This is a genomic window from Actinomyces timonensis, from assembly GCF_040702965.1.
GTDB lineage: Bacteria > Actinomycetota > Actinomycetes > Actinomycetales > Actinomycetaceae > Actinomyces > Actinomyces timonensis_A.
This window is the reverse complement of sequence record NZ_CP159989.1, coordinates 2,400,592-2,422,044: the sequence shown is the minus strand read 5'-3', so window position 1 is coordinate 2,422,044 and position 21,453 is coordinate 2,400,592. Positions and strand designations below refer to the sequence as shown.

The 21,453-nt window shown below is 71.0% G+C and carries 17 protein-coding genes and 3 pseudogenes; 11 read left to right on the top strand and 9 right to left on the bottom strand.

The window, feature by feature from the left end; genetic code table 11:
• Positions 1-17: 17 nt before the first annotated feature.
• Both ABXS69_RS10440 and ABXS69_RS10435 read right to left on the bottom strand, forming a co-directional pair.
• A complete protein-coding gene (locus ABXS69_RS10440; RefSeq protein WP_366180581.1) occupies positions 18-752 on the bottom strand; it encodes a hypothetical protein in 735 nt (244 codons plus the stop codon).
• Between the two features lie 100 nt (positions 753-852).
• The gene (locus tag ABXS69_RS10435; protein WP_366180580.1) at positions 853-1,164 is read right to left on the bottom strand and encodes a DUF4190 domain-containing protein; all 312 of its coding nucleotides are present in this window, start codon (positions 1,162-1,164) and stop codon (positions 853-855) included.
• 320 nt (positions 1,165-1,484) lie between these two features.
• Between ABXS69_RS10435 and ABXS69_RS10430 the strand changes: the two genes are divergently transcribed.
• Entirely contained in the window at positions 1,485-2,897 is a 1,413-nt protein-coding gene (locus ABXS69_RS10430) for a solute carrier family 23 protein (protein ID WP_366180579.1), read from the top strand.
• 143 nt (positions 2,898-3,040) lie between these two features.
• Here the strand turns inward: ABXS69_RS10430 and ABXS69_RS10425 are convergent, their stop codons facing one another.
• Entirely contained in the window at positions 3,041-3,661 is a 621-nt protein-coding gene (locus ABXS69_RS10425) for a LytR C-terminal domain-containing protein (RefSeq protein ID WP_366180578.1), read from the bottom strand.
• An 81-nt stretch (positions 3,662-3,742) separates the two neighbouring features.
• Complete coding sequence (locus ABXS69_RS10420; protein WP_366180577.1) at positions 3,743-4,078, bottom strand: type II toxin-antitoxin system VapB family antitoxin; 336 nt, start codon at positions 4,076-4,078, stop codon at positions 3,743-3,745.
• A gap of 516 nt (positions 4,079-4,594) precedes the next feature.
• On the opposite strand from ABXS69_RS10420, the pseudogene dnaK reads away from it, so the two are divergent.
• From dnaK to ABXS69_RS10400, 4 genes and pseudogenes are all read left to right on the top strand, one after another.
• A pseudogene (gene dnaK / locus ABXS69_RS10415) lies at positions 4,595-6,470 on the top strand (molecular chaperone DnaK).
• A pseudogene (gene grpE, locus ABXS69_RS10410) lies at positions 6,467-7,110 on the top strand (nucleotide exchange factor GrpE). The pseudogenes dnaK and grpE overlap by 4 nt, the downstream one beginning before the upstream one ends.
• A gap of 122 nt (positions 7,111-7,232) precedes the next feature.
• Complete coding sequence (locus ABXS69_RS10405; protein WP_366180576.1) at positions 7,233-8,270, top strand: J domain-containing protein; 1,038 nt, start codon at positions 7,233-7,235, stop codon at positions 8,268-8,270.
• Positions 8,267-8,710, top strand: coding sequence for a helix-turn-helix transcriptional regulator (locus tag ABXS69_RS10400; RefSeq protein WP_366180575.1), 444 nt, complete (start codon positions 8,267-8,269; stop codon positions 8,708-8,710). Before ABXS69_RS10405 ends, ABXS69_RS10400 begins: the two co-directional genes overlap by 4 nt.
• A gap of 2 nt (positions 8,711-8,712) precedes the next feature.
• Here ABXS69_RS10400 and ABXS69_RS10395 read toward each other — a convergent pair.
• Positions 8,713-9,940 (bottom strand): annotated as a pseudogene (locus tag ABXS69_RS10395) (HAMP domain-containing sensor histidine kinase).
• Positions 9,937-10,596 carry a response regulator transcription factor gene (locus ABXS69_RS10390; protein ID WP_366180574.1) on the bottom strand — a complete coding sequence of 220 codons (660 nt, stop codon included), beginning with the start codon at positions 10,594-10,596 and terminating at the stop codon, positions 9,937-9,939. The pseudogene ABXS69_RS10395 and the gene ABXS69_RS10390 overlap by 4 nt, the downstream one beginning before the upstream one ends.
• 697 nt (positions 10,597-11,293) lie before the next feature.
• Here ABXS69_RS10390 and ABXS69_RS10385 point away from each other — a divergent pair.
• The 5 genes from ABXS69_RS10385 (at position 11,294) to ABXS69_RS10365 (ending at position 16,616) form a co-directional block, all read left to right on the top strand.
• Positions 11,294-11,746, top strand: coding sequence for a hypothetical protein (locus ABXS69_RS10385; RefSeq protein WP_366180573.1), 453 nt, complete (start codon positions 11,294-11,296; stop codon positions 11,744-11,746).
• Between the two features lie 198 nt (positions 11,747-11,944).
• Complete coding sequence (gene lysX, locus ABXS69_RS10380) at positions 11,945-15,157, top strand: bifunctional lysylphosphatidylglycerol synthetase/lysine--tRNA ligase LysX (RefSeq protein WP_366180572.1); 3,213 nt, start codon at positions 11,945-11,947, stop codon at positions 15,155-15,157.
• On the top strand, positions 15,154-15,783 hold the full coding sequence (locus ABXS69_RS10375) for a DUF998 domain-containing protein (protein ID WP_366180571.1): 630 nt from the start codon (positions 15,154-15,156) through the stop codon (positions 15,781-15,783). Before lysX ends, ABXS69_RS10375 begins: the two co-directional genes overlap by 4 nt.
• A complete protein-coding gene (locus ABXS69_RS10370; protein ID WP_366180570.1) occupies positions 15,776-16,273 on the top strand; it encodes an alpha/beta fold hydrolase in 498 nt (165 codons plus the stop codon). The genes ABXS69_RS10375 and ABXS69_RS10370 overlap by 8 nt, the downstream gene beginning before the upstream one ends.
• A complete protein-coding gene (locus ABXS69_RS10365; protein ID WP_366180569.1) occupies positions 16,263-16,616 on the top strand; it encodes a hypothetical protein in 354 nt (117 codons plus the stop codon). The genes ABXS69_RS10370 and ABXS69_RS10365 overlap by 11 nt, the downstream gene beginning before the upstream one ends.
• A gap of 147 nt (positions 16,617-16,763) precedes the next feature.
• Here the strand turns inward: ABXS69_RS10365 and ABXS69_RS10360 are convergent, their stop codons facing one another.
• The 3 genes from ABXS69_RS10360 to ABXS69_RS10350 form a co-directional block, all read right to left on the bottom strand.
• Entirely contained in the window at positions 16,764-16,967 is a 204-nt protein-coding gene (locus ABXS69_RS10360) for an Rv0909 family putative TA system antitoxin (RefSeq protein ID WP_366180568.1), read from the bottom strand.
• A gap of 189 nt (positions 16,968-17,156) precedes the next feature.
• Positions 17,157-17,582 carry an MmcQ/YjbR family DNA-binding protein gene (locus tag ABXS69_RS10355; RefSeq protein ID WP_366180567.1) on the bottom strand — a complete coding sequence of 142 codons (426 nt, stop codon included), beginning with the start codon at positions 17,580-17,582 and terminating at the stop codon, positions 17,157-17,159.
• Between the two features lie 114 nt (positions 17,583-17,696).
• Positions 17,697-18,395: a hypothetical protein gene (locus tag ABXS69_RS10350; protein WP_366180566.1), complete on the bottom strand. Its 699-nt coding sequence runs from the start codon at positions 18,393-18,395 to the stop codon at positions 17,697-17,699.
• Positions 18,396-18,651: 256 nt separating this feature from the next.
• On the opposite strand from ABXS69_RS10350, the gene ABXS69_RS10345 reads away from it, so the two are divergent.
• Positions 18,652-21,405, top strand: coding sequence for an AAA family ATPase (locus ABXS69_RS10345; RefSeq protein WP_366180565.1), 2,754 nt, complete (start codon positions 18,652-18,654; stop codon positions 21,403-21,405).
• Positions 21,406-21,453 lie beyond the last annotated feature (48 nt).

The window sequence follows — 21,453 nt, the reverse complement described above, 5'->3', positions numbered from 1 at the left end:
CGGGCGGCCACCGCCAGTCAGTCCCGGGCGAAGTGCTCGAAGAAGCGCGCGATGATCCGGCCCGCCTCATGCTCCCCGCCGCGCACGCCGCGCAGGAGCTCATCGACCTGACCGGGGTGCCCGTAGCCCGCGTCGATGTAGACGCTCATGCGCTGGGCGAAGCGGTCGGCGTCGAGCTCGGGGTTGAACTGGGTGCCGTAGACCGAGGCGCCCACGCGGAGCATCTGCACGGGGCAGTCGGGGGAGGAGGCGAGCAGCGTCGCGTGCTCGGGCACGCCCGCGGCGCCCTCGTGGTGCCCCACGAGCACGGTGAAGGAGGGTGGCATTCCCTCCAGGAGCGGGTCGTGGCGCCCCTCCTCGGTGAGGAACACCTCCGCTGTGCCCAGGGTCTCCCCGAACTCGGCCGACGTGGTCGTGCCGAGGTGGGCGGCCAGGACTTCCAGGCCGAAACCGGTGGCCAGGACGGGGACCCCCTTGGCCAGGGCGACGGCGAGCAACTCGCTCACCTGCTCCTCGGTGCGCAGCTGGGAGCGGGTTTTGGAGGCCTCGGGGGTGGAGATGTTGTAGGGGCTCCCGCCGATGACGACGCCGGAGACATCCTCGGCGTTGAAGGAGCCGAGGAAGTCGACCTCCTCGAGCAGCACATGGGTCAGGTCCGCGCGGTCGAGCCGGCCCAGGGACAGGAAGGACTCGTACTCGTCCTCGGCAGCGCTGATCTCGGGACGCGTCGACACCATGATGAAGGGCTTCATGCGATCCACCCTAGGCCAGGCCTCGCTACGGGCAGATGTCATGGCCGCGACCCGAACGGGCCGGCGCGAGCCCGGCGCTCCGGGCTCGCGCCGGCCCCGGTCATCCCCTGACGGCCGCGAGGATCACGAGGAGCCACAGCTGCAGGACGGAGGCTGTCGCGCCCACGGCGATGGCCAGGCGCGCGAGGGCCCTGCCCGTGCCGTAGGCACGCCGCAGCCGCCGGAGCGCCCAGATGCCCAGGCCGGTGGCGGCCAGCCCCACCAGGGGGATGAAGGAGAGGATCGCGCACAGGAGCGCCGCCGTGGCGGCGCCGTCGGTGCGCACCGGGGGCGCCTGGTAGCCGGGTCCTGAGAAGATCTGCGCCGGATCGAGGGACTCGGTTCCCGGGAATGGGGGGCGCGGCGAGGTCATGGCGGCATCCTCTCCCCGGCGGGCCGCCGCCCGCATCCTCTCGGCGGAGGAACCCGCGAGCGCCAGCGCGTCGGCCGCGGCGACCGGGCCCGGCGGCATCGGTCTCGCGGGGCCCGAGCCGGGGCGGCCCGACCGGGCGCGGCCCCATTGCGACCGATGCCACCCCGGCGGGGTCCGGGCGCGGTCGGGTCCATGCCCCCGGTGCGCCTATGCTGGAGGCCTGGCAGGGTCCTGCCAGGTCCTGTCGCGAGCGAGCGCTCCCGATCCCATGGGAGGCGACGCCGCTGGCCCTTCCTCAATCCCGCGACAGGAGAAGCGCAGTGCCTTCATCGCCCCCATCGCCCCCATCGTCCTCATCTCCGCTCTTCCGGGGCTGGTCCCTCCATGGTGACGGACGATCCATCACCCCCGGCGCCGTCGTCACCGCGTCGGAGCGCCTCTCATGGCCGCGCACCATCGGCATCGGCATGCAGCACATCGTCGCCATGTTCGGCGCGACCTTCCTCGTGCCCCTCCTGACCGGGTTCGACCCGGCGACGACACTGTTCTTCACCGGGCTGGGAACCCTGCTCTTCCTCGCTGTGACCGCCGGGCGCCTGCCCTCCTACCTGGGCTCCTCCTTCGCCCTCATCGCCCCGATCGCCGCCGTCACCGGCTTCGACGCCCAGGGCGGGACTCCTCTTGACCAGGCCAAGGCCTCGCTCGCCCAGGGCGGCATCATCATGGCGGGCGCCTCCCTGCTGATCATCGGCGTCATCGTCCACTTCGCGGGTGTGGCCTGGATCGACCGCCTCATGCCGCCGATCGTCACCGGCGCCATCGTCTCCCTCATCGGCTTCAACCTGGCCCCTGCGGCCTGGAACAACGTCAAGACCGCCCCTGTGACCGCCGTCGTCACCATCGTGGCGATCCTGCTCATCACCGTCCTGTTCAAGGGGATCATGGGGCGACTGGCGATCCTGCTGGGCGTGCTCGTGGGCTATGCCACCGCGATGATTCGCGGCGAGGTCGACTACTCCGCCATCGACGCCGCCGGCTGGGTGGGCGCCCCGCACTTCCGAGCGCCCACCTTCGACCTCAGCCTCATGGGGCTGTTCGTCCCCGTGGTGCTCGTCCTCATCGCCGAGAACATCGGCCATGTGAAGTCCGTCTCCGCTATGACCGGGGAGAACCTGGACGACCTCACCGGCCGCGCCCTCATCTCCGACGGCCTGTCCACGATCCTGGCCGGTTCCGGCGGCGGCTCGGGAACCACCACCTACGCCGAGAACATCGGCGTCATGGCCGCCACCCGCGTCTACTCCACCGCCGCCTACGTCGTCGCCGCTATCGGCGCGCTGGGCCTGTCGATGCTGCCGAAGTTCGGCGCCCTCATCAACACGATCCCCGCGGGCGTGCTCGGCGGCGCGGCCACGATCCTCTACGGCATGATCGGCATGCTCGGCGTGCGCATCTGGGTGCAGAACCGCGTGGACTTCTCCGACCCGGTCAACCTCAACACCGCCGCCGTCGCGATGGTCGTGGCGATCGCCGACTACACCTGGGTCATCGGTGACATGACCTTCTCCGGGATCGCGCTGGGCTCTGGCGCGGCGATCGTCGTCTACCACTCCATGCGAGCCATCTCGAAGGCGCGGGGCACGAACCTCGAGGAGGTCTCGCCCGCCTCCGCGCCCGCGGGTACCGAGCTGGAGGGCCCCGCCTACTCCCGGCGCAGCGTCAGGAGGAAGTAGCGCGGCGGAGCCAGGCTGGCTCTCGACCGGCCCCTTCCGGGCGCGCCATCCCGGCGCGTCCCCGTGCCATCAACGATCCCGCGCCGCCGCCCGCAGTGGTCCTGCGGGTGGCGGCGCGGGATCGCCGTCGGGGCCGGTGCGGCTCAGTGGGCTGTGGCCAGAGGCTTCTCGGGGACGACCGGCGCGCATGAGGACGGCGCCTGGATCTTCTCCCCGGCGGTGAGGTCGCCGATGGCGTCGGGGGACATGAGACCGGAGTTGTAGTCGGTGCCGATGATCACGGAGACCGAGGTGTCGGTAGGGTCCCGGTTGGTGTCGAGCAGGACGATGACGATGCCTTTGAAGGCGCGCGCCAGGGAGTAGGCGTTGGTGAGCCCCGCCTGGGAGGCGGAGATGGCGACGTCGCCGTTGTAGTCGCCGTCGGGCCAGTCGGAGCGCTCGAGGATCGTCATGCCCGCCTGCTCCAGGGAGTCACCGACGACGCCGGCCAGCCCCGTGTTCTGGGTGCCGTTGTAGACCCTGACCTGGATGGTGGTGAGGTCTGCCGTGGTCGCCCCTGCGGGCGGGCAGGGCTGGGCGACGGCGGTCGCCAAGGCCTTGGGATCGGCTGAGAAGCCTGGGTTGTAGGAGGGGAGCAGCCCCGTGTACACGCCGATGCTGGTCGCGAGGACGATGGCGAGGGCGACCAGTACGCTGCCGATGACGACCTTCTGCCGGTGCTGAAGGTGCCGACGGTACTCAGATCGGGGGTCTGAAGCGCTCATGCTCCCCAGACTAGTGGACCGGCGCCAGGGGCGAGGGCCGTGGTGGTGGGCGGTCCCGCTGCGGGAACGGGCGGGAGGCGGTCAGGACGGCGGGAGCGGGGCCAGGAGTGGGCGTCCCGAATCATCGAGCTCCAGGATCCTGCCGTGGATGATGGTGCGCCCGTGGAGGGCCGCGCGCAGGGCGCGGTGCAGGCCCGTCTCCAGGTAGAGGCCGCCGCGCCAGGACACGATGTGCGCGAACAGATCCCCGTAGAAGGTGGAGTCCTCATCGAGGAGGTCGCGCAGGTCGAGGGTGGCGCGAGTGGTGATGAGCTGGTCAAGCCGCACTTGGCGGGGGGCGATCGTTGCCCACACGCGCTGCTCCCTCGCCCCATGATCGGGGTAGGGGGCGGACTCTCCCACGGCCTTGAAGATCACTGCCTCATGGTAGCGGTTGATCCTGGGGCGCGCTCCGGCACGACAGGGGCCCGCGGCCCCGAGTGGCGATTCTCGGGGCCGCGGGCCCTTCGTTCGTGAGGCTGCTCGACTTCCCTGGTTCCCATGACAGGGGAGGAGACAGCCTCCTTCGTCGAAACGACTGGCGCGGGCTCCCTAGGACCCTCGCCGGTCTCGATGCTCTCGGGTCAACGGGTTCCCCAACCCTCGCGTCGCGCATCGTCCGACGGTAGGGCCATTGAACCCGCGGCACCTGAAAGAATCCTGAAGGCGCGCCTGGGCGTGGCTGAGGACTTGCTGGGGCGTGGCGCGGTCCCGGGTCCGCCGAGTGACGGGCGCCACTGGGGGGATGGGAATAGTTCGCAAGGCTTCAGGGTTGAGTCAGTCAGGCTCAAGGCGGGCGGATGGGAAGTTGACAACGACTGACTCAATCACAATCCTTGAGCGCATACGACTCAACCGGGGGCCCATGTCCCCACGAGCATCAAGGAGCGCCACATGGCACGCGCCGTCGGAATCGACCTCGGAACCACCAACTCCGCCATCGCCGTCCTCGAGGGCGGCGAGCCCACCATCATCCCCAACGCCGAGGGCGGCCGCACCACCCCCTCCGTCGTCGCCTTCTCCAAGTCCGGCGAGGTCCTGGTCGGCGAGGTGGCCAAGCGCCAGGCGGTCACCAACGTCGACCGCACCATCTCCTCGGTCAAGCGCCACATGGGCACTGACTGGACCGTCGACATCGACGACAAGAAGTACACCGCCCAGGAGATCAGCGCCCGCATCCTGGCCAAGCTCAAGGCCGACGCCGAGGCCTACCTCGGTGAGAGCGTCACCAACGCCGTCATCACCGTCCCGGCCTACTTCAACGACGCCGAGCGCCAGGCCACCAAGGAGGCCGGCACCATCGCGGGCCTGACTGTCGACCGCATCGTCAACGAGCCCACCGCCGCGGCCCTCGCCTACGGCCTGGACAAGGGTAAGGAGGACGAGCTCATCCTCGTCTTCGACCTGGGCGGCGGCACCTTCGACGTCTCCCTGCTGGAGGTCGGCAAGGACGAGGACGGCTTCTCCACCATCCAGGTGCGCGCCACCAACGGCGACAACCGCCTGGGCGGCGACGACTGGGACGCCCGTATCGTCGACTGGCTCGTCAAGCGCGTCAAGGACTCCTCCGGTGTCGACCTGTCCAAGGACAAGATCGCCATGCAGCGCCTCAAGGACGCCGCCGAGCAGGCCAAGAAGGAGCTTCTCCAGCGCGATGAGCACCAACATCAACCTTCAGTACCTGTCCATGAGCGAGGCCGGCCCGATCCACCTCGACGAGAAGCTCAGCCGCGCCCAGTTCGAGTCCATGACCGCGGACCTGCTCGAGCGCACCAAGGTGCCCTTCCACAACGTCATCAAGGACGCGGGCGTCGCCCTGTCCGAGATCGACCACGTCGTCCTCGTCGGCGGCTCCACCCGTATGCCGGCCGTCACCGACGTCGTGCGCGAGCTCACCGGCGGCAAGGAGCCCAACAAGGGCGTCAACCCGGACGAGGTCGTCGCCGTGGGCGCCTCCCTGCAGGCGGGCGTCATCCAGGGCGACCGCAAGGACGTCCTGCTCATCGACGTCACCCCGCTCAGCCTCGGCATCGAGACCAAGGGCGGCGTCATGACCAAGCTCATCGAGCGCAACACGGCCATCCCGACCAAGCGCAGTGAGGTCTTCTCCACCGCTGAGGACAACCAGCCCTCCGTGCTCATCCAGGTCTACCAGGGCGAGCGCGAGTTCGCGCGGGACAACAAGCCGCTGGGCACCTTCGAGCTCACCGGCATCGCCCCGGCCCCCCGCGGCATCCCGCAGATCGAGGTCTCCTTCGACATCGACGCCAACGGCATCGTCCACGTCTCGGCCAAGGACCGCGGCACCGGCAAGGAGCAGTCCATGACCATCTCCGGCGGCTCCGCGCTGCCCAAGGAGGACATTGACCGCATGGTCAAGGACGCCGAGGCCCACGCCGCCGAGGACAAGAAGCGCCGCGAGGAGGCCGAGACCCGCAACCTCGCCGAGCAGCAGGCCTACTCCATCGACAAGCTCCTGAACGAGAACAAGGACAAGCTGCCCGCCGAGGTCCACGACGAGGTCAAGACCGCCGTCGACGACCTCAAGAAGGCCCTGGAGGGCACCGACGCCGAGGCGATCAAGACCGCCCAGGAGAAGCTGTCCAGCGTCTCCCAGAAGATCGGCGAGGCCCTGTACGCCTCCGAGCAGGCCGCCGAGGCCGCCGGCTCCGCCCCGGGCGGGGAGTCCGCCGCCGCGGGCGCCGGTGCCTCAGCCGGCGACGAGGACATCGTCGACGCCGAGATCGTCGACGACGAGGAGTCCAAGTGAGCACCGACCCCAGCGCTCCCGAGGGCGACGGCGCGGGCCGCGAGCCCATCGACCCGAGTCTCGCCGAGGCGGTCGAGTCCGCCTTCGAGGGCGTCGACCTCGACGCCGCGCCGGGCGGCGCCACCCAGGCGGCGGGCGGTGACGACCGGGCTGAGTCCTCGAGCGGGAGACGGGGGACCAGCCCGATCCCCTGGCCGAGGCCCGGGCCGAGAGCGCCCGCCTGACCGACGAGCTCGCCCGCGCCCGCGCGGACCTGTACAACCTCCAGCAGGAGTACCAGGGCTTCGTGCGCCGCTCTCGTGAATCGGTGGCGGGCCACCAGGAGGCCGGCGCCGCCGGCGTCGTCGAGGCCCTCATCCCGGTCCTCGACGAGGCCGAGCTCGCCCGCCAGCACGGTGATCTCACCGGTCCCTTCGAGACCACGGTCACCAAGCTCGAGACGATCCTGGCGGACAAGTTCGCCCTGGAGCGCTTCGGCGCCGCGGGCGAGGCCTTCGACCCCACCATCCACGAGGCGCTCATGGCCACCGAGTCCGATGAGGTGAGCGAGCCGACGATCGCCCTCGTCCTCCAACCCGGCTACCGCCTCGGCGAGCGGGTCGTGCGGCCCGCCCGCGTGCAGGTCTCCAACCCGGCCTGAACCAGCGGCGCTGGGCAGGACCGGCGGCGCGGGCCCGTCCCGCCGGGCGGCGCACGAGCCGGCACGAGCGCGCAGCCACAAGGAACGAACCAACGATCACCCCAGTGAGGAGGAGGTGGCCCATGGCCAGCCAGGACTGGATGACCAAGGACTTCTACGCCGTCCTCGGCGTCGCCAAGGACGCCGACTCCACGACCATCAAGAAGGCGTACCGCAAGCTCGCCAAGCAGTACCACCCCGATCGCAACCCAGACGACGCCGTCGCCGCCGAGCGCTTCAAGGAGGTCGGCGAGGCCTACGCGGTCCTGTCCGACGCCAAGGAGCGCGAGCAGTACGACGCCATCCGCAACATGACCGGCGGCGGCGCCCGGTTCACCGCCGGGGGCGCCGGCGGCGGGGGAGGCTTCGAGGACATCCTGTCCTCCATGTTCGGTGGGGGCGGCAATGTCCGCTTCTCCACCGGCGGCGCGGGTGGCGCCGGCGGCGCCGAGCCCGACCTCGACGAGCTCCTGCGCATGTTCGGCGGCACGCCCAGCCCCACCCGGAGGAACGGTCGCCCCGGCGCCTTCAACTTCGGGGGATTCGGGGGCTTCGGCGGCGCGCCGGAGGCCACCAAGGGCCCCGACGTCCTCACCAGCGCGACGCTGTCCCTGCGCGACGTCGTGGCCGGCACAACCGTCGAGCTCACCGCGGACAAGCGCACCATGACCGTGCGCATCCCCGCCGGTGTCCACGACGGTCAGAGGATCCGCCTGGCCGGCAAGGGCCGTCCCGGCAACCACGGGGGCCCCAATGGGGACATGATCGTCACGATCTCCGTGGCCAAGCACCCGGTCTACTCCATCGACGGCGCCAACCTGCGCATGGACCTGCCCGTCTCGCTGGCCGAGGCCGCGCTCGGCGCCGACGTCGAGGTCCCCCTCCTGGACGGGGGCGCCAAGAAGGTCCGAATCAAGCCGGGGACCCCCTCGGGGACGGTCATGCGGATCCCCGGCGCGGGCATCGCCACCGCCAAGCGCACGGGCGACCTGCTCGTCACTGTCGAGGTGGCCGTGCCCAAGAAGCTCTCGAAGGCGGCCAAGAAGGCCCTCCAGGACTTCGACGCGGCCATGGGTGGCACTGACCCGCGCGCCACGCTGAGGGAGGAGGCCGCGAGATGAGCGCCCGGCGAGCCTCGCGGGTCACCGGGCAGGGCCTCGGCTTCCTCGCCGACGACGCGGCCGACCGCGCCGTCTACGTCATCTCCGTGGCCGCCGAGCTCGCCGGCATGCACCCCCAGACCCTGCGCCAGTACGACCGCCTCGGCCTCGTGCGCCCCGCCCGGACGCCCGGGCGGGGGAGGCGCTACTCCCACCACGACGTCGAGCAGCTGCGCCGCATCCAGTCCCTCAGCCAGGAGGGCGTCAACCTGGAGGGCATCGCCCGCATCCTCGCCCTCGAGGCCCGCCTGGAGGGCCTGGAGCGCGAGAACCGCCTCCTGCGGCTGCGTCAGGCGGCGGTCCAGCGGGTCTTCGCCGCCGCCGCCGACGGTGAGGTGCAGGTGCTCGCCGCCGGCCGGCGAGTCCCCGGGGCCGCGGGCCGCTCCGCCGCACAGGCCTAGGCTCAGGGCCGCGGCTCGGACTGTGCCTCCCCGCAGAGAATCTCCAGGACGGCCGTCATCCCGCCTGTGGGGTTCGCGCTCAGGCTCAGCTGGCCGCCGTGGGCGGTAGCCACCGCGGTGACGATGGCCAGGCCCAGGCCGTGCCCCGAGCCCCGGGTGCGGCCCCGGCCCTCGCCGCGCACGAAGGGCTCACGCAGGGAATCGACGCTCTCGGGCGGGGCCTGGGGGCCATCGTTGCGGATCGTCAGCCGCACGCCGTCAGCCAGGTGCGCCATCCCCACCGTGATGCGCCCACCGTCGGTGTTGTAGCGCACGGCGTTGCGTAGCAGGTTGGTCACGCCCTGACGCAGCAGCACCGGGTCGCCGGGGACCCGGGCGGGCAGCAGGTGGGTGGACAGCCTCAGCCCGCGCTCGGCGATCTGCGGGGCGACGAGCCCCAGGGCGTTACGGACCGTCGCCTCCATGTCCACGTCCTCGCGGGCGAGCCTGCCCGACTGGGCGTCCGCCAGGTCCAGCAGGGCGTCGATCGTCTCCCGGTTGGAGCGGTTGGTCTCCAGCACGCGGCCCAGGACCCGGCGCAGGTCCTCGGCTGAGGCGCTCGGGTCGGACAGCGCCACCTCGATCATGGTCTGGGCCGTCGCCAGGGGCGTGCGCAGCTCGTGTGAGGCGTTGGCGGCGAAGCGCCGGTGCGCGCGCAAGGAGCGCTCCAGGGAGGTGAGCATGTGGTCGAAGGTGTCCGCCAGGTCGTGAATCTCGTCATGCGGTCCGACCAGGGCCAGGCGCTGGCTGAGGTCTCCCGAGGCGGCGAGGTTGGCGGCCGTGTTCATTGACGACAGCGGTCGCAGCATCCGCCCCGCGAGGACCCAGCCCACGGTGCCCGACAGCACGACGAGCAGCGCCAGCACGCCGACGGCTGAGCGCATGATGCTGCCGAGCAGCTCGAAGAGGTTCGTGTCGACCTGGGGGCCTCGGCGGTGTGCGCGGCCGGGGGACGGTGACCTTCGTGGGTGCGTTGATATCGATCTGGAGCGCGACGTAGCGGGTGTAGACGCAGGCGACGGCGATGAGCACCACGCCGGCCGCCATCACCAGGCCGGAGTAGGTCAGCGTCAGGCGGGTGCGGATACTCAGCCGCTTGGGGCGGCGCGAGGGCTTCTTCCCGCCCACCTCCGCGGTGCCCTGCTCGGCCGCGTTCCGCCCGTTGTCGGCCACCGCCCCCTGCCCGCTCACGCGCTGAACCGGTAGCCCGCGCCGGGCACCGTCTGGATGACCCACGGCGCGCCGAGCTTGTGGCGCAGGTGGGAGATCGTCACCCGGGTGGAGTTGGTGAAGGGGTCCGCGTTGGCGTCCCACGCCTTCTCCAGAAGCGTCTCGGCGCTGAGGACCCCGCCATCAGCCTCCATGAGGACCTGGAGGACCGCGAACTCCTTGGGGCTCAGGCGGATGAAGTGCCCGTCGCGGGCGACCTCCCGGCGGAAGGGGTCCAGGCGCACCCCGTGCGCCTCGATGACCGGGGTGCGCGCGGGGTGGATGCGCCGCCCCAGGGCCCGCAGCCGCGCCACCAGCTCGGGGAACTCGAAGGGCTTGGTGAGGTAGTCGTCCGCGCCCAGCTCGAATCCTCCCACGCGCGCGTCCAGGGTCCGGGACGTGGTGAGCACGAGGATGCGGACCTCGGGGTGCTCGTTGACCACCCGTCGGCAGACCTCGTCGCCGTGGATGATGGGAAGATCACGGTCCAGGACGATGATGTCGTAGTCGTTGGTCGCCACCTGCTCCAGGGCGCTGGCCCCGTCGCCGACGACGTCCACCGCCATCGCCTCGCGACGCAGCCCTGTGGCAATGGCCTCGGCGAGGTAGTCCTCATCCTCGACGACGAGCACGCGCATCGTCCTGTCTCCTTCGCTGTGGTCTCGCTCGGTCTCCCGCTGGAGGGCCTGGCCCGGGCCCCGGCTGAGGTTATGCCCCCTGTCTACCCGCATGCGGCCCGCTTTGTCGCCCGGCCCCGACGCCGGCGCCACGTGTTGCGGAGGCGTAAGCGAATCCTTGAACGCCCCGACAACACCGTCACCGGTTGGCTTCGTCTTGACCGAAGGGGTGCCCCCGACTCGGCCGAAAGGACTTTTTCCCATGAAGACGAGCCTCAACACCCGGGGCGCACCCGGCAGTGCGAGCCTCCTGCACTCCTCCGACCGCTGCGCTCAACGCGCAGTGGCGAAGAGCCGGGAAACCTGACGGGAGGTGATGGAGACGTCCCGGCGGGAGGCCGCAGAGCCTTCGCGTTGACGGCGCCGGACTGCGGTGACGAGCGTCTTAGGCGCATGGGAGAGGAGGCTCAGGTCGGCCGGGACCCCGCGAGGGCCCCGCACAGTTGAGTGCGGGGCCCTCGCTCTAGCGATAGGAAGAGCGTGTTGCCAACCTCGAGAAAACGCCTCCCACATGGGTGGATATACCGTCATGGGGGAGGGGGGGCGCCTCAGCCCCCGTGATGCTGCTCGGCCCCGGCCGCTGTGCGGAGCATCATGTCATGACCGCCTGAGGACCTTGTAGTCTGATCCGGTCACCCCTATCAAGGAGATCCCAACAATGTCTCAGCCGATGACACCCGGCCAGCCCTATAACCCGCAGTCCGCGGCCTCCGCCCCCGGCGTCCCCGGTGGGTACCAGGCCCAGTACCAGCAGCCCCAGCCGGCGCAGTACGTCCCGGGTCAGCAGATGCCCGGCCAGCCCGCTCCGGTCAAGCCCACTGGCAGCTCGATGTTCAGCGCCCTGTTCAATGGCTCGGTCGGCTTCGCGGGCAAGCACGCCCACCAGATCTTCCTCGTCGCGGCGCTGTGCTACGGAGGTGGCTGGCTGCTCGACGTCATCAGCGGGCTGATCAGCACCGCGAATATCAAGTACGAGGCCTCCTCGGCCTGGATGCACTTCCTGTTCAGCACGCTCCTCGGTGATGGCGCCCGCGTCCTCGCCCAGCTCCTCTTCTTCCGGCTGATCCTGGAGATCGCGCGCCATCTGTCCCTCAAGGGCCCGCGTGACTGATCCTCGTCGCGCGGCGTCGCGCGCAGGATCATGCCTGGCTGCCCCACTCCGGCTCGAGGAGTGGGGCAGCCCTTTCCGCGTCCGGAGGCTGACAGCCCCTCAAGCGCTCGGCCTCGCGGATGAGGAAGCCAGCCCCGTCTTGGGAGAGAATCCCCTCATGTTCCCTGCCCCCAACACCGATCCCCAAGGAGGACGGCCGTGACCAATCGCTCTCCCAGTGCCGTCCGCCTTGTCTCCCGCTACCTGTTCGCCTCGGGCCTCGTCTGCTTCCTCGACACCTTCCTCAGCACGGTGCCCGGGATCGGCAGCGCCCTCTACATCCTCGTCAACTGGCTCATCCCCGTCACCATCGTCGACTGGCTCTCAGGCGTCATCCTCCTGCTCCTCGCCTCCGGCATCGCAAGGCGCAAGCGCGCGGCGTGGATCATCATGGTCATCGGCGTGACATTCAGCCTGCTCGCCTTCACCGGCCTGATCGCCTCCTTCCACCTGGCCCCGGACGACGTCCTCTTCACCGACGAGACCCGCTGGGCCCTCGCCATCAATCTGCTCATCCTCATCGCGCTGCTCATCGTCCTGCTGCGCCACCGGCGGGATTTCACGGTGCGCTCGCCGCGCGGCAACGCGGGGCGGGTCCTCCTCGTCCTAGTGGTCAGCTCCGCCATCGTCCTCCAGGTGGGGATCCTGGGCTCCTTCTTCTACACGGGGCTCGGCATCAGCCAGGCCAAGCGCTTCCTCCTCGCGCTCGTCAGTGATCCCGATACGCCCTCGCCAGTGCCCTCGTGGCTCTTCGCGCTCGTCGGCCTGGGACTCGCCCTCAGCCTCCTGATGGCCTTCTCGGTCATGCTGCGATCCCAGCGCAGCGAGGCCAGGCTCACCGTCGAGGAGGAGACGCGCGTGCGCGAGCTCCTCGCCGCCCACCCCGCCGACTCTCTCGGCTACTTCGCCACCCGGCGGGACAAGTCCGCGCTCCTCACCGAGCACGGCGGCGTCGTCTACCGGGTGGGCCTGGGCGTCGCCCTCGCCTCCGGCGACCCACTCGGTGATCCCGCCGGCTGGCAGGCCTCCGCCCTGGCCTTCAAGCGCCATGCCGAGTCCTTCGGCTGGGTGCCCGCCGTCATCGGGGCCTCCGAGGCAGGCGCCCGGGCCTACACCGAGGCCGGCCTGCGCGCACTGCGACTGGGCGACGAGGCCATCCTGTCCACCGCCTCCTTCGGCATCAACAACCTTCCCGAGGTGCGCCGCGCCGTCCTCAAGCTCACCGAGCTCGGCTACACCACCCGCATCCGGCGCCACTCCTCGATCCCCGCCGCCGAGTTGGAGCACTTGTCACGACTGGCCGGGCGCTGGCTCGACGGCGAGCCCGAGCGCGGCTTCTCCATGGCACTGGGCCGCTTCGCCGATCCCTCCGACGGCGAGTGCCTCATGGTGGAGGCCCTCTTCCCCGAGGGCGATGAGCGCGGGGAGGTCGCCGGCCTGCTCTCCTTCGCCCCCTGGGGCGCCGACGGCGCCAGCCTCGACGTCATGCGCCGCCATCCCGAGGTGGACAACGGCGTCACCGAGCTCATGGTTGCTGCGTTCATGAATGACGGCCGCGAGCTCGGCATCCACCGCGTCTCCCTCAACTTCGCCGTCTTCCGTTCGGCCTTCACCGAGGGCTCCCGGATCGGCGCCGGCCCGATCCAGCGACTGTGGCGGCGTGTCCTCCTGCTTGCCTCGCACTGGTGGCAGCTTGAGGCCCTCTACCGCTCCAATGCCAAGTACGACCCGGAATGGGTGCCGCGCCTCATCTGCTACCCCGAACCGAGCGACTTCACACGGGTGGCCGCCGCCATGGGCGTCGCGGAGGGCTTCGTCAACGCGCCCCGATGGCTCTGCCCCATCCCGGACCAGGACCAGCGCGCCCCGGAGGAGTCCGCCGCGCTCCTGGCCGCTTCCGCCGGATCGACGATCGCCCGTCCCGGGCCCAAGCGCTCCGACCAGCTCATCGCCCGCGCCGCCACCCGCGAGGCCATGCTCGCGGACGGCATCGATCCCTACCCGGCATCCGTGAGCGTCGACGCCGCCTGCGCCACCGCCGAGGGCCACTGCGCCGTGGCCGGGCGCGTGCTGACGATCCGCGACCACGGCAGCGTCATCTTCGCCACGCTGCGCGACGCCAGCGGTGACCTCCAGATCATCCTCGAGGCCGGGCGCGCGGGGACCGAGGCCCTCGCCTCCTTCCGGCGCCTCGTGCGCGGCGGGGACCAGATCGCCGTCGTCGGCGAGATCGGAGACTCCCGCACGGGCACGCGCAGCCAGCTCGCCGACTCTTGGATGATGACCTCCAAGGCGCTGCGACCCCTGCCGGACAAGCACCGCGGCATCCAGAACCCCGAGGTGCGGGTGCGCCTGCGCCATGTGGACCTCATCGTCAACCAGCGCCAGCGGGAGATGGTGCGCTCCCGGTCGGCCGCCATCCAGGCCGTGCGCGAGACCCTTCTGGGCCGGAGCTACCTGGAGGTCGAGACCCCGATCCTTCAGCCCGTCCACGGCGGCGCCAACGCCCGCCCCTTCCGCACCCACATCAACGCCTACGACCTCGACCTCTACCTGCGCATCGCTCCCGAGCTCTACCTCAAGCGCCTCATGGTCGGCGGGATGGAGCGGGTTTTCGAGATCGGCCGCAACTTCCGCAACGAGGGCGCCGACGCCACCCACAACCCCGAGTTCACGATGCTCGAGGCCTACCAGGCCCATGCCGACTACAACGTCATGAAGGACGTCATGCGGGACATGATCATCACGGCCTCCCGGGCCGCGACCGGCTCGACGATCGTGCGGGGGAGCGTGGGCGGCGTCGAGCACGAGATCGACCTCGCCGCGCCCTGGCGGACCGTCACCATCGCCGAGGCCGTCTCCACAGGGCTCGGTGAGGAGGTCGGCACCGACACCCCGGTGGCTGAGCTGCGCCGCCACGCGGAGAGCATCGATATGCCCTACGACCCCAAGTGGGGGTGGGGGACGATGATGCAGGAGCTCTACGAGCACCTGGCCGAGGGCACCACGGTGGAGCCGACCTTCTTCTCCGACTTCCCCGCCGCCACCTCGCCGCTGACCCGCCAGCACCGCAGGGACGCGCGCCTGGCCGAGCGCTGGGACCTCATCATCTTCGGCTCTGAGGTGGGCACCGCCTACTCCGAGCTCGTCGATCCCGTCATCCAGCGCGAGCGGCTCACCGCCCAGTCATTGGCCGCCGCTGGAGGGGACCTGGAGGCCATGGAGCTCGACGAGGCCTTCCTGGCCGCCCTCGAGCAGGGCATGCCGCCCTCGGGCGGACTGGGCATGGGGCTGGACCGCCTCGTCATGATGCTCACCGGCGCCTCGATCCGTGAGACCATCGCCTTCCCGCTGGTGAGGCCGGGCCGGTGAGGCGCCAGGTCCTGGCGGTCAGCGCCGTCGTCCTCTACAACACCTGGATCGCCTGGCCCCTCAACGGCGGCCCTGACGCGCTCCTCGGCTATGTCTCCGAGCTCGCCGCGGCCGACCAGCCCTTCTCCTGGTTCTTCCGCGCCGGCGACATCGCGGCCGCCGTCGTCTTCGCGCTGATCGCGCTGCTGGGGCGGCGGGGCTGGGAGGCCTGGCTCGGGCAGCGCTGGGCCCGCCGCGTCTGCCTGGCCCTGGCCGGGGTGACGGTGGGAACCGTCCTCGACGTCATCTTCAACCTGCCCTGCGCGGAGAGCAGGGACGCTTCCTGCGCCGCCATGCCGAGCCTCCAGAGGCACCTCCATGAGACGGCCTCCGCCATCACCTCGGTGGCGGAGGTCGCCATGATCACCCTCGTCGCCCTCGCGCTCGCGGCCCGCGATGGGTGGACCCGGCGGGCACGACAGGCGGCCCAGCTGGCCGGGGTGGTGACCGTGCTGCTGCTCACCAGCGCGGTGGCGCCTTACGCCCTCCCCGGCGTGCAGGGACCTATCCAGATCGTGCAGATCCTCCTATGCTCGCTGTGGATCGCCTACTTGGCATGGCAGCTACCGCAGGAGCAGCATGACTGACGCGCAGGATCGGTGGGAGAGCCGGCTCGCCGAGCACACCGTCCACCGCCGCCAGGGCGAGGGGCCCGTCGTGGTCCTGCTCAACGGGTGCGGGCTGGCCTCGGTGTCCTGGGACGCCGTCGTCGAGACCCTGCCGGGGCGCGCCATCATCGCCGTCGACCGGCCCGGCCGCTGCGGCACGGTCAACGACGGCCTTCCCGATCTGCGCCAGGAGGCCGACATCCTCGCCCGCATCGTCGGCGACGACGCCCCGGCGATCGTGGTGGCCCACTCCATGGCGGCCTTCCAGGCCGAGGCGCTGGCCCGCCTCCACCCGAGCCTCGGCGCGGGGGATCGTGCTCGTCGACCCCGCAGTCAAGTTGAGCGCTCGCTCCGGTCATCTGCGCCGCGCGGGGGCGGAGGGGATCGCCCGCGCGCTGGGCTCGGCGGTCCGGGTCGAGCCGGTGCGGCGCGTCGCGGCGGCCGCGGTCCGCTACGGGATGCGTCATGAGACCTCCCGCCCCGAGGCCCTCGACGACGAGCTGTGGCGCGCCTGCCATGACTCCCCTGAGGCGCTGGCGGCCTCGGCCGCCGAGTTCGTCTCCTACGGCGGCCAGGCCGCGGACTTGACCGCGCTGCGAGCCGAGCAGGCGGCGCCCGCGGCGGTGCCCGCGATCGTCCTGGAGGGCAGGCCCTTCCGCCCTGCGAGCCAGGAGGAGGCCCTCGCCTCCGCATTCTCCCACCTGGAGATCCGTCGCTTGCCGGGCTCGCGCCACCTCATGATGCTCGACGCTCCCGAGGAGATCGCCCGCGCCGTCCGCGACCTGAGCCAGGCCACCGCCACCGCGCCGTGATGCGGCGGCGCGGTGACGAGGCGCCCGGGCCACCGTCCCCAACGCGCGTGGGGCCCCGAACATACGGTGCGGGGCCCCACGTACTGGCGGCTGCGCCGAGGCGCCCGTCAGAACGAGCGCGTCACAGCATCACTGCGCCACTGGTCGTCACTCGTTGCCGATCTTGGAGTCGGCGGCCTCGACGGCGGAGTCGATCTTCTCGTCGAACTTGCCGCCGGTGACCTTCTTGGCGGCTCCGGCCGCGGCACCGAGGACCTTGTCGCTGACGGCCTCGACCTTGTCGCTCTTGAGGGCGTCGCTGGCCTTGTCGGCCAGGTCGCCGGCCTTGTTCTTGAGGTCATCGATTCCCATGATGCTCTCCCTTCCATCGGAGGACGCCGCGCCGGGCGGCGCGTGTCTGACATGATGGAATCAGACACGGTCCCATCAGGCAAATTGACGACGTCTCAGACATGTCGCGGGACTTCGGACGGGTGCCTGCGCCCGCAGCGCTCGGCCGAGGAACAGCCGAGAGGGATCGCCGAGGGCGAGGCGCCCGGATCACCACTGCCAGGTGGGACGCGGCGCCTCCCCAGCGGTGACGGCCAGGCGCAGGGCCTCCCGGACGGCGCGGGGGAGCAGCGAGTGGACGAGCCGGTAGGAGTCCTCGACGAGCTCGTGGGCGGTGGGGGCCTCATAGCCGGGCGCCGTGAGGTCGATGCTCACCCAGTGCTTCTTGGCCTGGTGGAATCCGGGCTCCGTCCAGGGGATCGAGCGGCGCACGGCGACGGCGTCCTCCGGCTCGAGCTTGACGTTGACGATGAGACGGCCGTCGGTGTGGGTGAGGAGCAGCGCGAAGAGCCGAGGGCCGATGCTCGCCACGCTCGTTCCCCACTCGGGCTTGTGCCCCACCCATGCCCCGGGGAGCGTGGCGGCGTACTCGAGCAGCTCCGAGGCCCGGTCGAGGGCCGGTTCGGCGGATGTCATGCCTGAAGGCTACGTCTCTGGCGTCGGCGCCCACCGGCGCGCTCTGCCCTGACTGGTGCGGTTTGCGCCGGGGCTCGGGTCTCCTCAGTGGGAGAAGGGCTCAAGGACGGGGCGTCACTTGACGCTGCTGGTCACCTGGGCGGCGAGCTTGTCGGCCATGGAGGCCTCGGTGGCGGTGACGGTGATGGCCGCGTGGCTTCCCTCGGAGGTGGGGGCGAAGACAACGGCTCCGTAGCCCGTGCCATCCTTCACCGTGACCTCGTAGTGGACCACGGTGGCCTCACCGTTGGTGGTGCTGATCTTCTCGTACTTCGTCATGCTGCTCGCGCCGGTTGCCTTGGCGAATTCAGACGCGCTCCTCTCGTCCGTTGGCACCTGTGACTTGGGGAAGGTCTGACGGGCGACGATGATGTTGTCGGCGTAGGGGAGGCTGCCGATCGCCTTGGCCTCTTGGCTCGAGACGAGCAGGTCGACATGCTTCATACTGGCCTTGTAGGTCGCCGGATCCTGGCCCACTGCCTTCGCGGCCGCTTCCACGACGTCCTCATCCAGGTTGGACGGATCGGAGATGACCGTCCAGTCGCTGGGGACGAGGAAGGAGATGCCGGCGGTCGAGGCGGTCACCTTCTGCCCGTCGGCCGATGCGGCGGAGTTGGAGTCGGCCATCGCGTCGGTTGAGGCCATCGCGGTGGCGGTCGTGGCGGTCGCGGAACTGGTGGAGTCAGCGTCCTTGGACTTGTCGGATGAGCACGCCGCTAGCGGGAGCGCCAGTGCGAGCACTGCGACGGCGGCGAGGGGGCGGGGCGTCTTCATGAAGATCTCCTTGCGGTAACGACGTGCGTTCACCTTATCCCGCGCCATGCGGCTCCCACCAGGGCGCCTTGAGGAGAAGACCTGGGAAGTCCTCCCCATCGAGGGGGAAGCGCCCCGCTGCGTAGGAAAGTTGAGTGGAATAGACTCAACTCGTCGGTAGTTGAGGTGGACGGAGGGAGCGGCCCGCACCACGGCCCCTCCCGGGCCCCTCCCGCTCGGACTCGCCCACCAGGCATGACATCCCAAGGAGAACCATATGGACACCAACTACACCACTCGCTCCCAGGAGGCGATCTCCGGGGCGATGCAGGCGGCCGCCGCCGCCGGCAACCCCCAGGTCGACACGGCCCACCTGCTCGCCGAGCTCCTCGGCTCCGAGGACTCCACGGCCCTGGCCCTGCTCACCGCCGTCGACGCGGACCCCGCCCGGCGGCAGCGCATCGGCGCGGCCTGCCGCCGCATCCTCACCTCCCTGCCCGCCTCCTCGGGCTCCACCGTCTCCCAGCCCCAGCCCTCGCGGGCCCTCCTCGCCGCCCTCGAGGCGGCCGCCGGCGAGGCCAAGGCCGCCGGGGACGACTACATCTCCGCTGAGATGCTGCTCATCGGACTGGCCGCCGGCAACCCCGGCGACCCCGTCGCCTCGCTCCTGCGCGCCGAGGGCGCCGCCCCCGACGCCCTGCGTGAGGCCCTGCCCGCCCTGCGTGGTGGCGCCCGCGTCACCTCCCCCAATCCCGAGGGCACCTACAAGACCCTCGAGAAATACGGCTCCGACCTCACTGAGGCCGCCCGCGAGGGCAAGCTCGACCCCGTCATCGGCCGCGACGCCGAGATCCGCCGCCTCGTGCAGGTCCTGTCCCGGCGCACCAAGAACAACCCCGTCCTCATCGGCGAGCCCGGCGTGGGCAAGACCGCCGTCGTCGAGGGTCTCGCCCAGCGCATCGTCGCTGGCGACGTCCCTGACTCGCTGCGCGGCAAGCGCCTCATCTCCCTCGACCTGGCCGGGATGGTGGCCGGCGCCAAGTACCGCGGCGAGTTCGAGGAGCGCCTCAAGGCCGTCCTGGCCGAGATCAAGGACTCCGACGGCGAGGTCGTCACCTTCATCGATGAGCTGCACACTGTCGTGGGAGCGGGCTCGGGCGCCGATTCCTCCATGGACGCCGGCAACATGCTCAAGCCCATGCTCGCCCGCGGCGAGCTCCGGCTCGTCGGCGCCACGACGCTCGACGAGTACCGCGAGCGCATCGAGAAGGACCCCGCCCTCGAGCGCCGCTTCCAGCAGGTCCTCGTCGACGAGCCCAGCGTGGCCGACACCGTCGCCATCCTGCGCGGCATCGCCCCCAAGTACGAGGCCCATCACCAGGTGACGATCTCCGACGGCGCCCTCGTGGCCGCCGCCGCCCTGTCCGACCGCTATATCACCGGCCGCCAGCTGCCCGACAAGGCCATCGACCTTGTCGACGAGGCTGCCTCCCGCCTGCGCATGGAGCTCGACTCCAGTCCCGAGGAGATCGACGCCCTGCGCCGCCGTGTGGACCGCATGCGCATGGAGGAGTCCTACCTCGCTGAGTCCCTCGGGGCCGACGGCGGGGATGGCTTTCCCGCGGGCGGCGGCGCGGACTCCGCCGAGGCCGCCGCTGACCGCGAGCGCCTTGAGCGCCTGCGCGCCGAGCTCGCCGACGCCTCCGAGGAGCTCGCTGGGCTGACCGCCCGCTGGGAGGCCGAGAAGGCCGGCCACAACCGCATCGGCGAGCTGCGCGCCGCTCTCGACGAGCTGCGCACCAAGGCCGACCTCGCTGAGCGCGAGGGCCGCTTCGAGGAGGCCGGCCGCCTGCGCTACGGCGAGATGCCCTCCCTGGAGGAGCAGATCCGCCAGGCCGAGGCCGCCGAGTCCGCCTCCGCCGTCGCCGGCCCTGACGGCGTCGCGCGAGACGCCGCGGCGGCGGCTGAGCCGATGATCGCTGAGAAGGTCGGCGCCGCCGAGATCGCGGAGGTGGTCGCCGCCTGGACCGGCATCCCCGTGGGGCGCCTGTTCCAGGGCGAGTCCGCCAAGCTCCTCCACATGGAGGACGCCATCGGGGAGAGGCTCATCGGCCAGAGGGCCGCCGTCGCCGCCGTGTGCGATGCCGTGCGGCGCTCGCGGGCCGGCGTGTCCGACCCGGACCGCCCCACCGCCTCCTTCCTGTTCCTGGGCCCCACGGGGGTGGGGAAGACCGAGCTGGCGAAGTCCCTCGCGGACTTCCTCTTCGATGACGAGCGCGCCATCGTGCGCATCGACATGTCCGAGTACTCGGAGAAGCACTCGGTGGCCCGGCTCGTCGGCGCCCCTCCCGGGTACGTGGGCTACGAGGAGGGCGGTCAGCTGACCGAGGCGGTGCGGCGTCGCCCCTACTCCGTGGTCCTGCTCGATGAGGTGGAGAAGGCCCATCCCGAGGTCTTCGACCTGCTCCTCCAGGTGCTTGACGACGGGCGCCTGACCGATGGGCAGGGGCGCACCGCGGACTTCCGCAACGCGATCCTGGTGCTCACCTCCAACCTGGGCTCGCAGTTCCTCATTGATCCGCTGCTCAGCCCCGACGAGAGGCGCGACGAGGTCATGACGCGGGTCCGCTCCCACTTCAAGCCTGAGTTCCTCAACCGGCTCGACGACACCCTCGTCTTCGACCCGCTCACCAAGGAGGAGTTGGGCCGGATCGTCGATATCCAGCTCGCCCGGATGGCCGAGCGCCTGGCGGACCGGCGCCTTGCGCTCACCGTCACCGACGCCGCCCGCCAGTGGCTGGCCGACGAGGGCTACGACCCCGCCTTCGGGGCGCGGCCTCTGCGCCGCCTCGTTCAGCGGGAGATCGGGGACCGCCTGGCCAGGCTCATCCTGGCCGGGGAGGTCCTGGACGGCCAGGAGGTCGTCGTCGATCTCAGCCTCGACGGCCCGGCCGCAGGCCTGGCCCTGCGCGCCGTGGGCGAGGGGCGCGCGCCAAGCGCGTCAAGCGCCCCAGCGGCGCCGCTTGCATAAGAGCAACGAATCGCGAGGGCGCGCCCGATTAGGAAAAGCTCGGGCGCG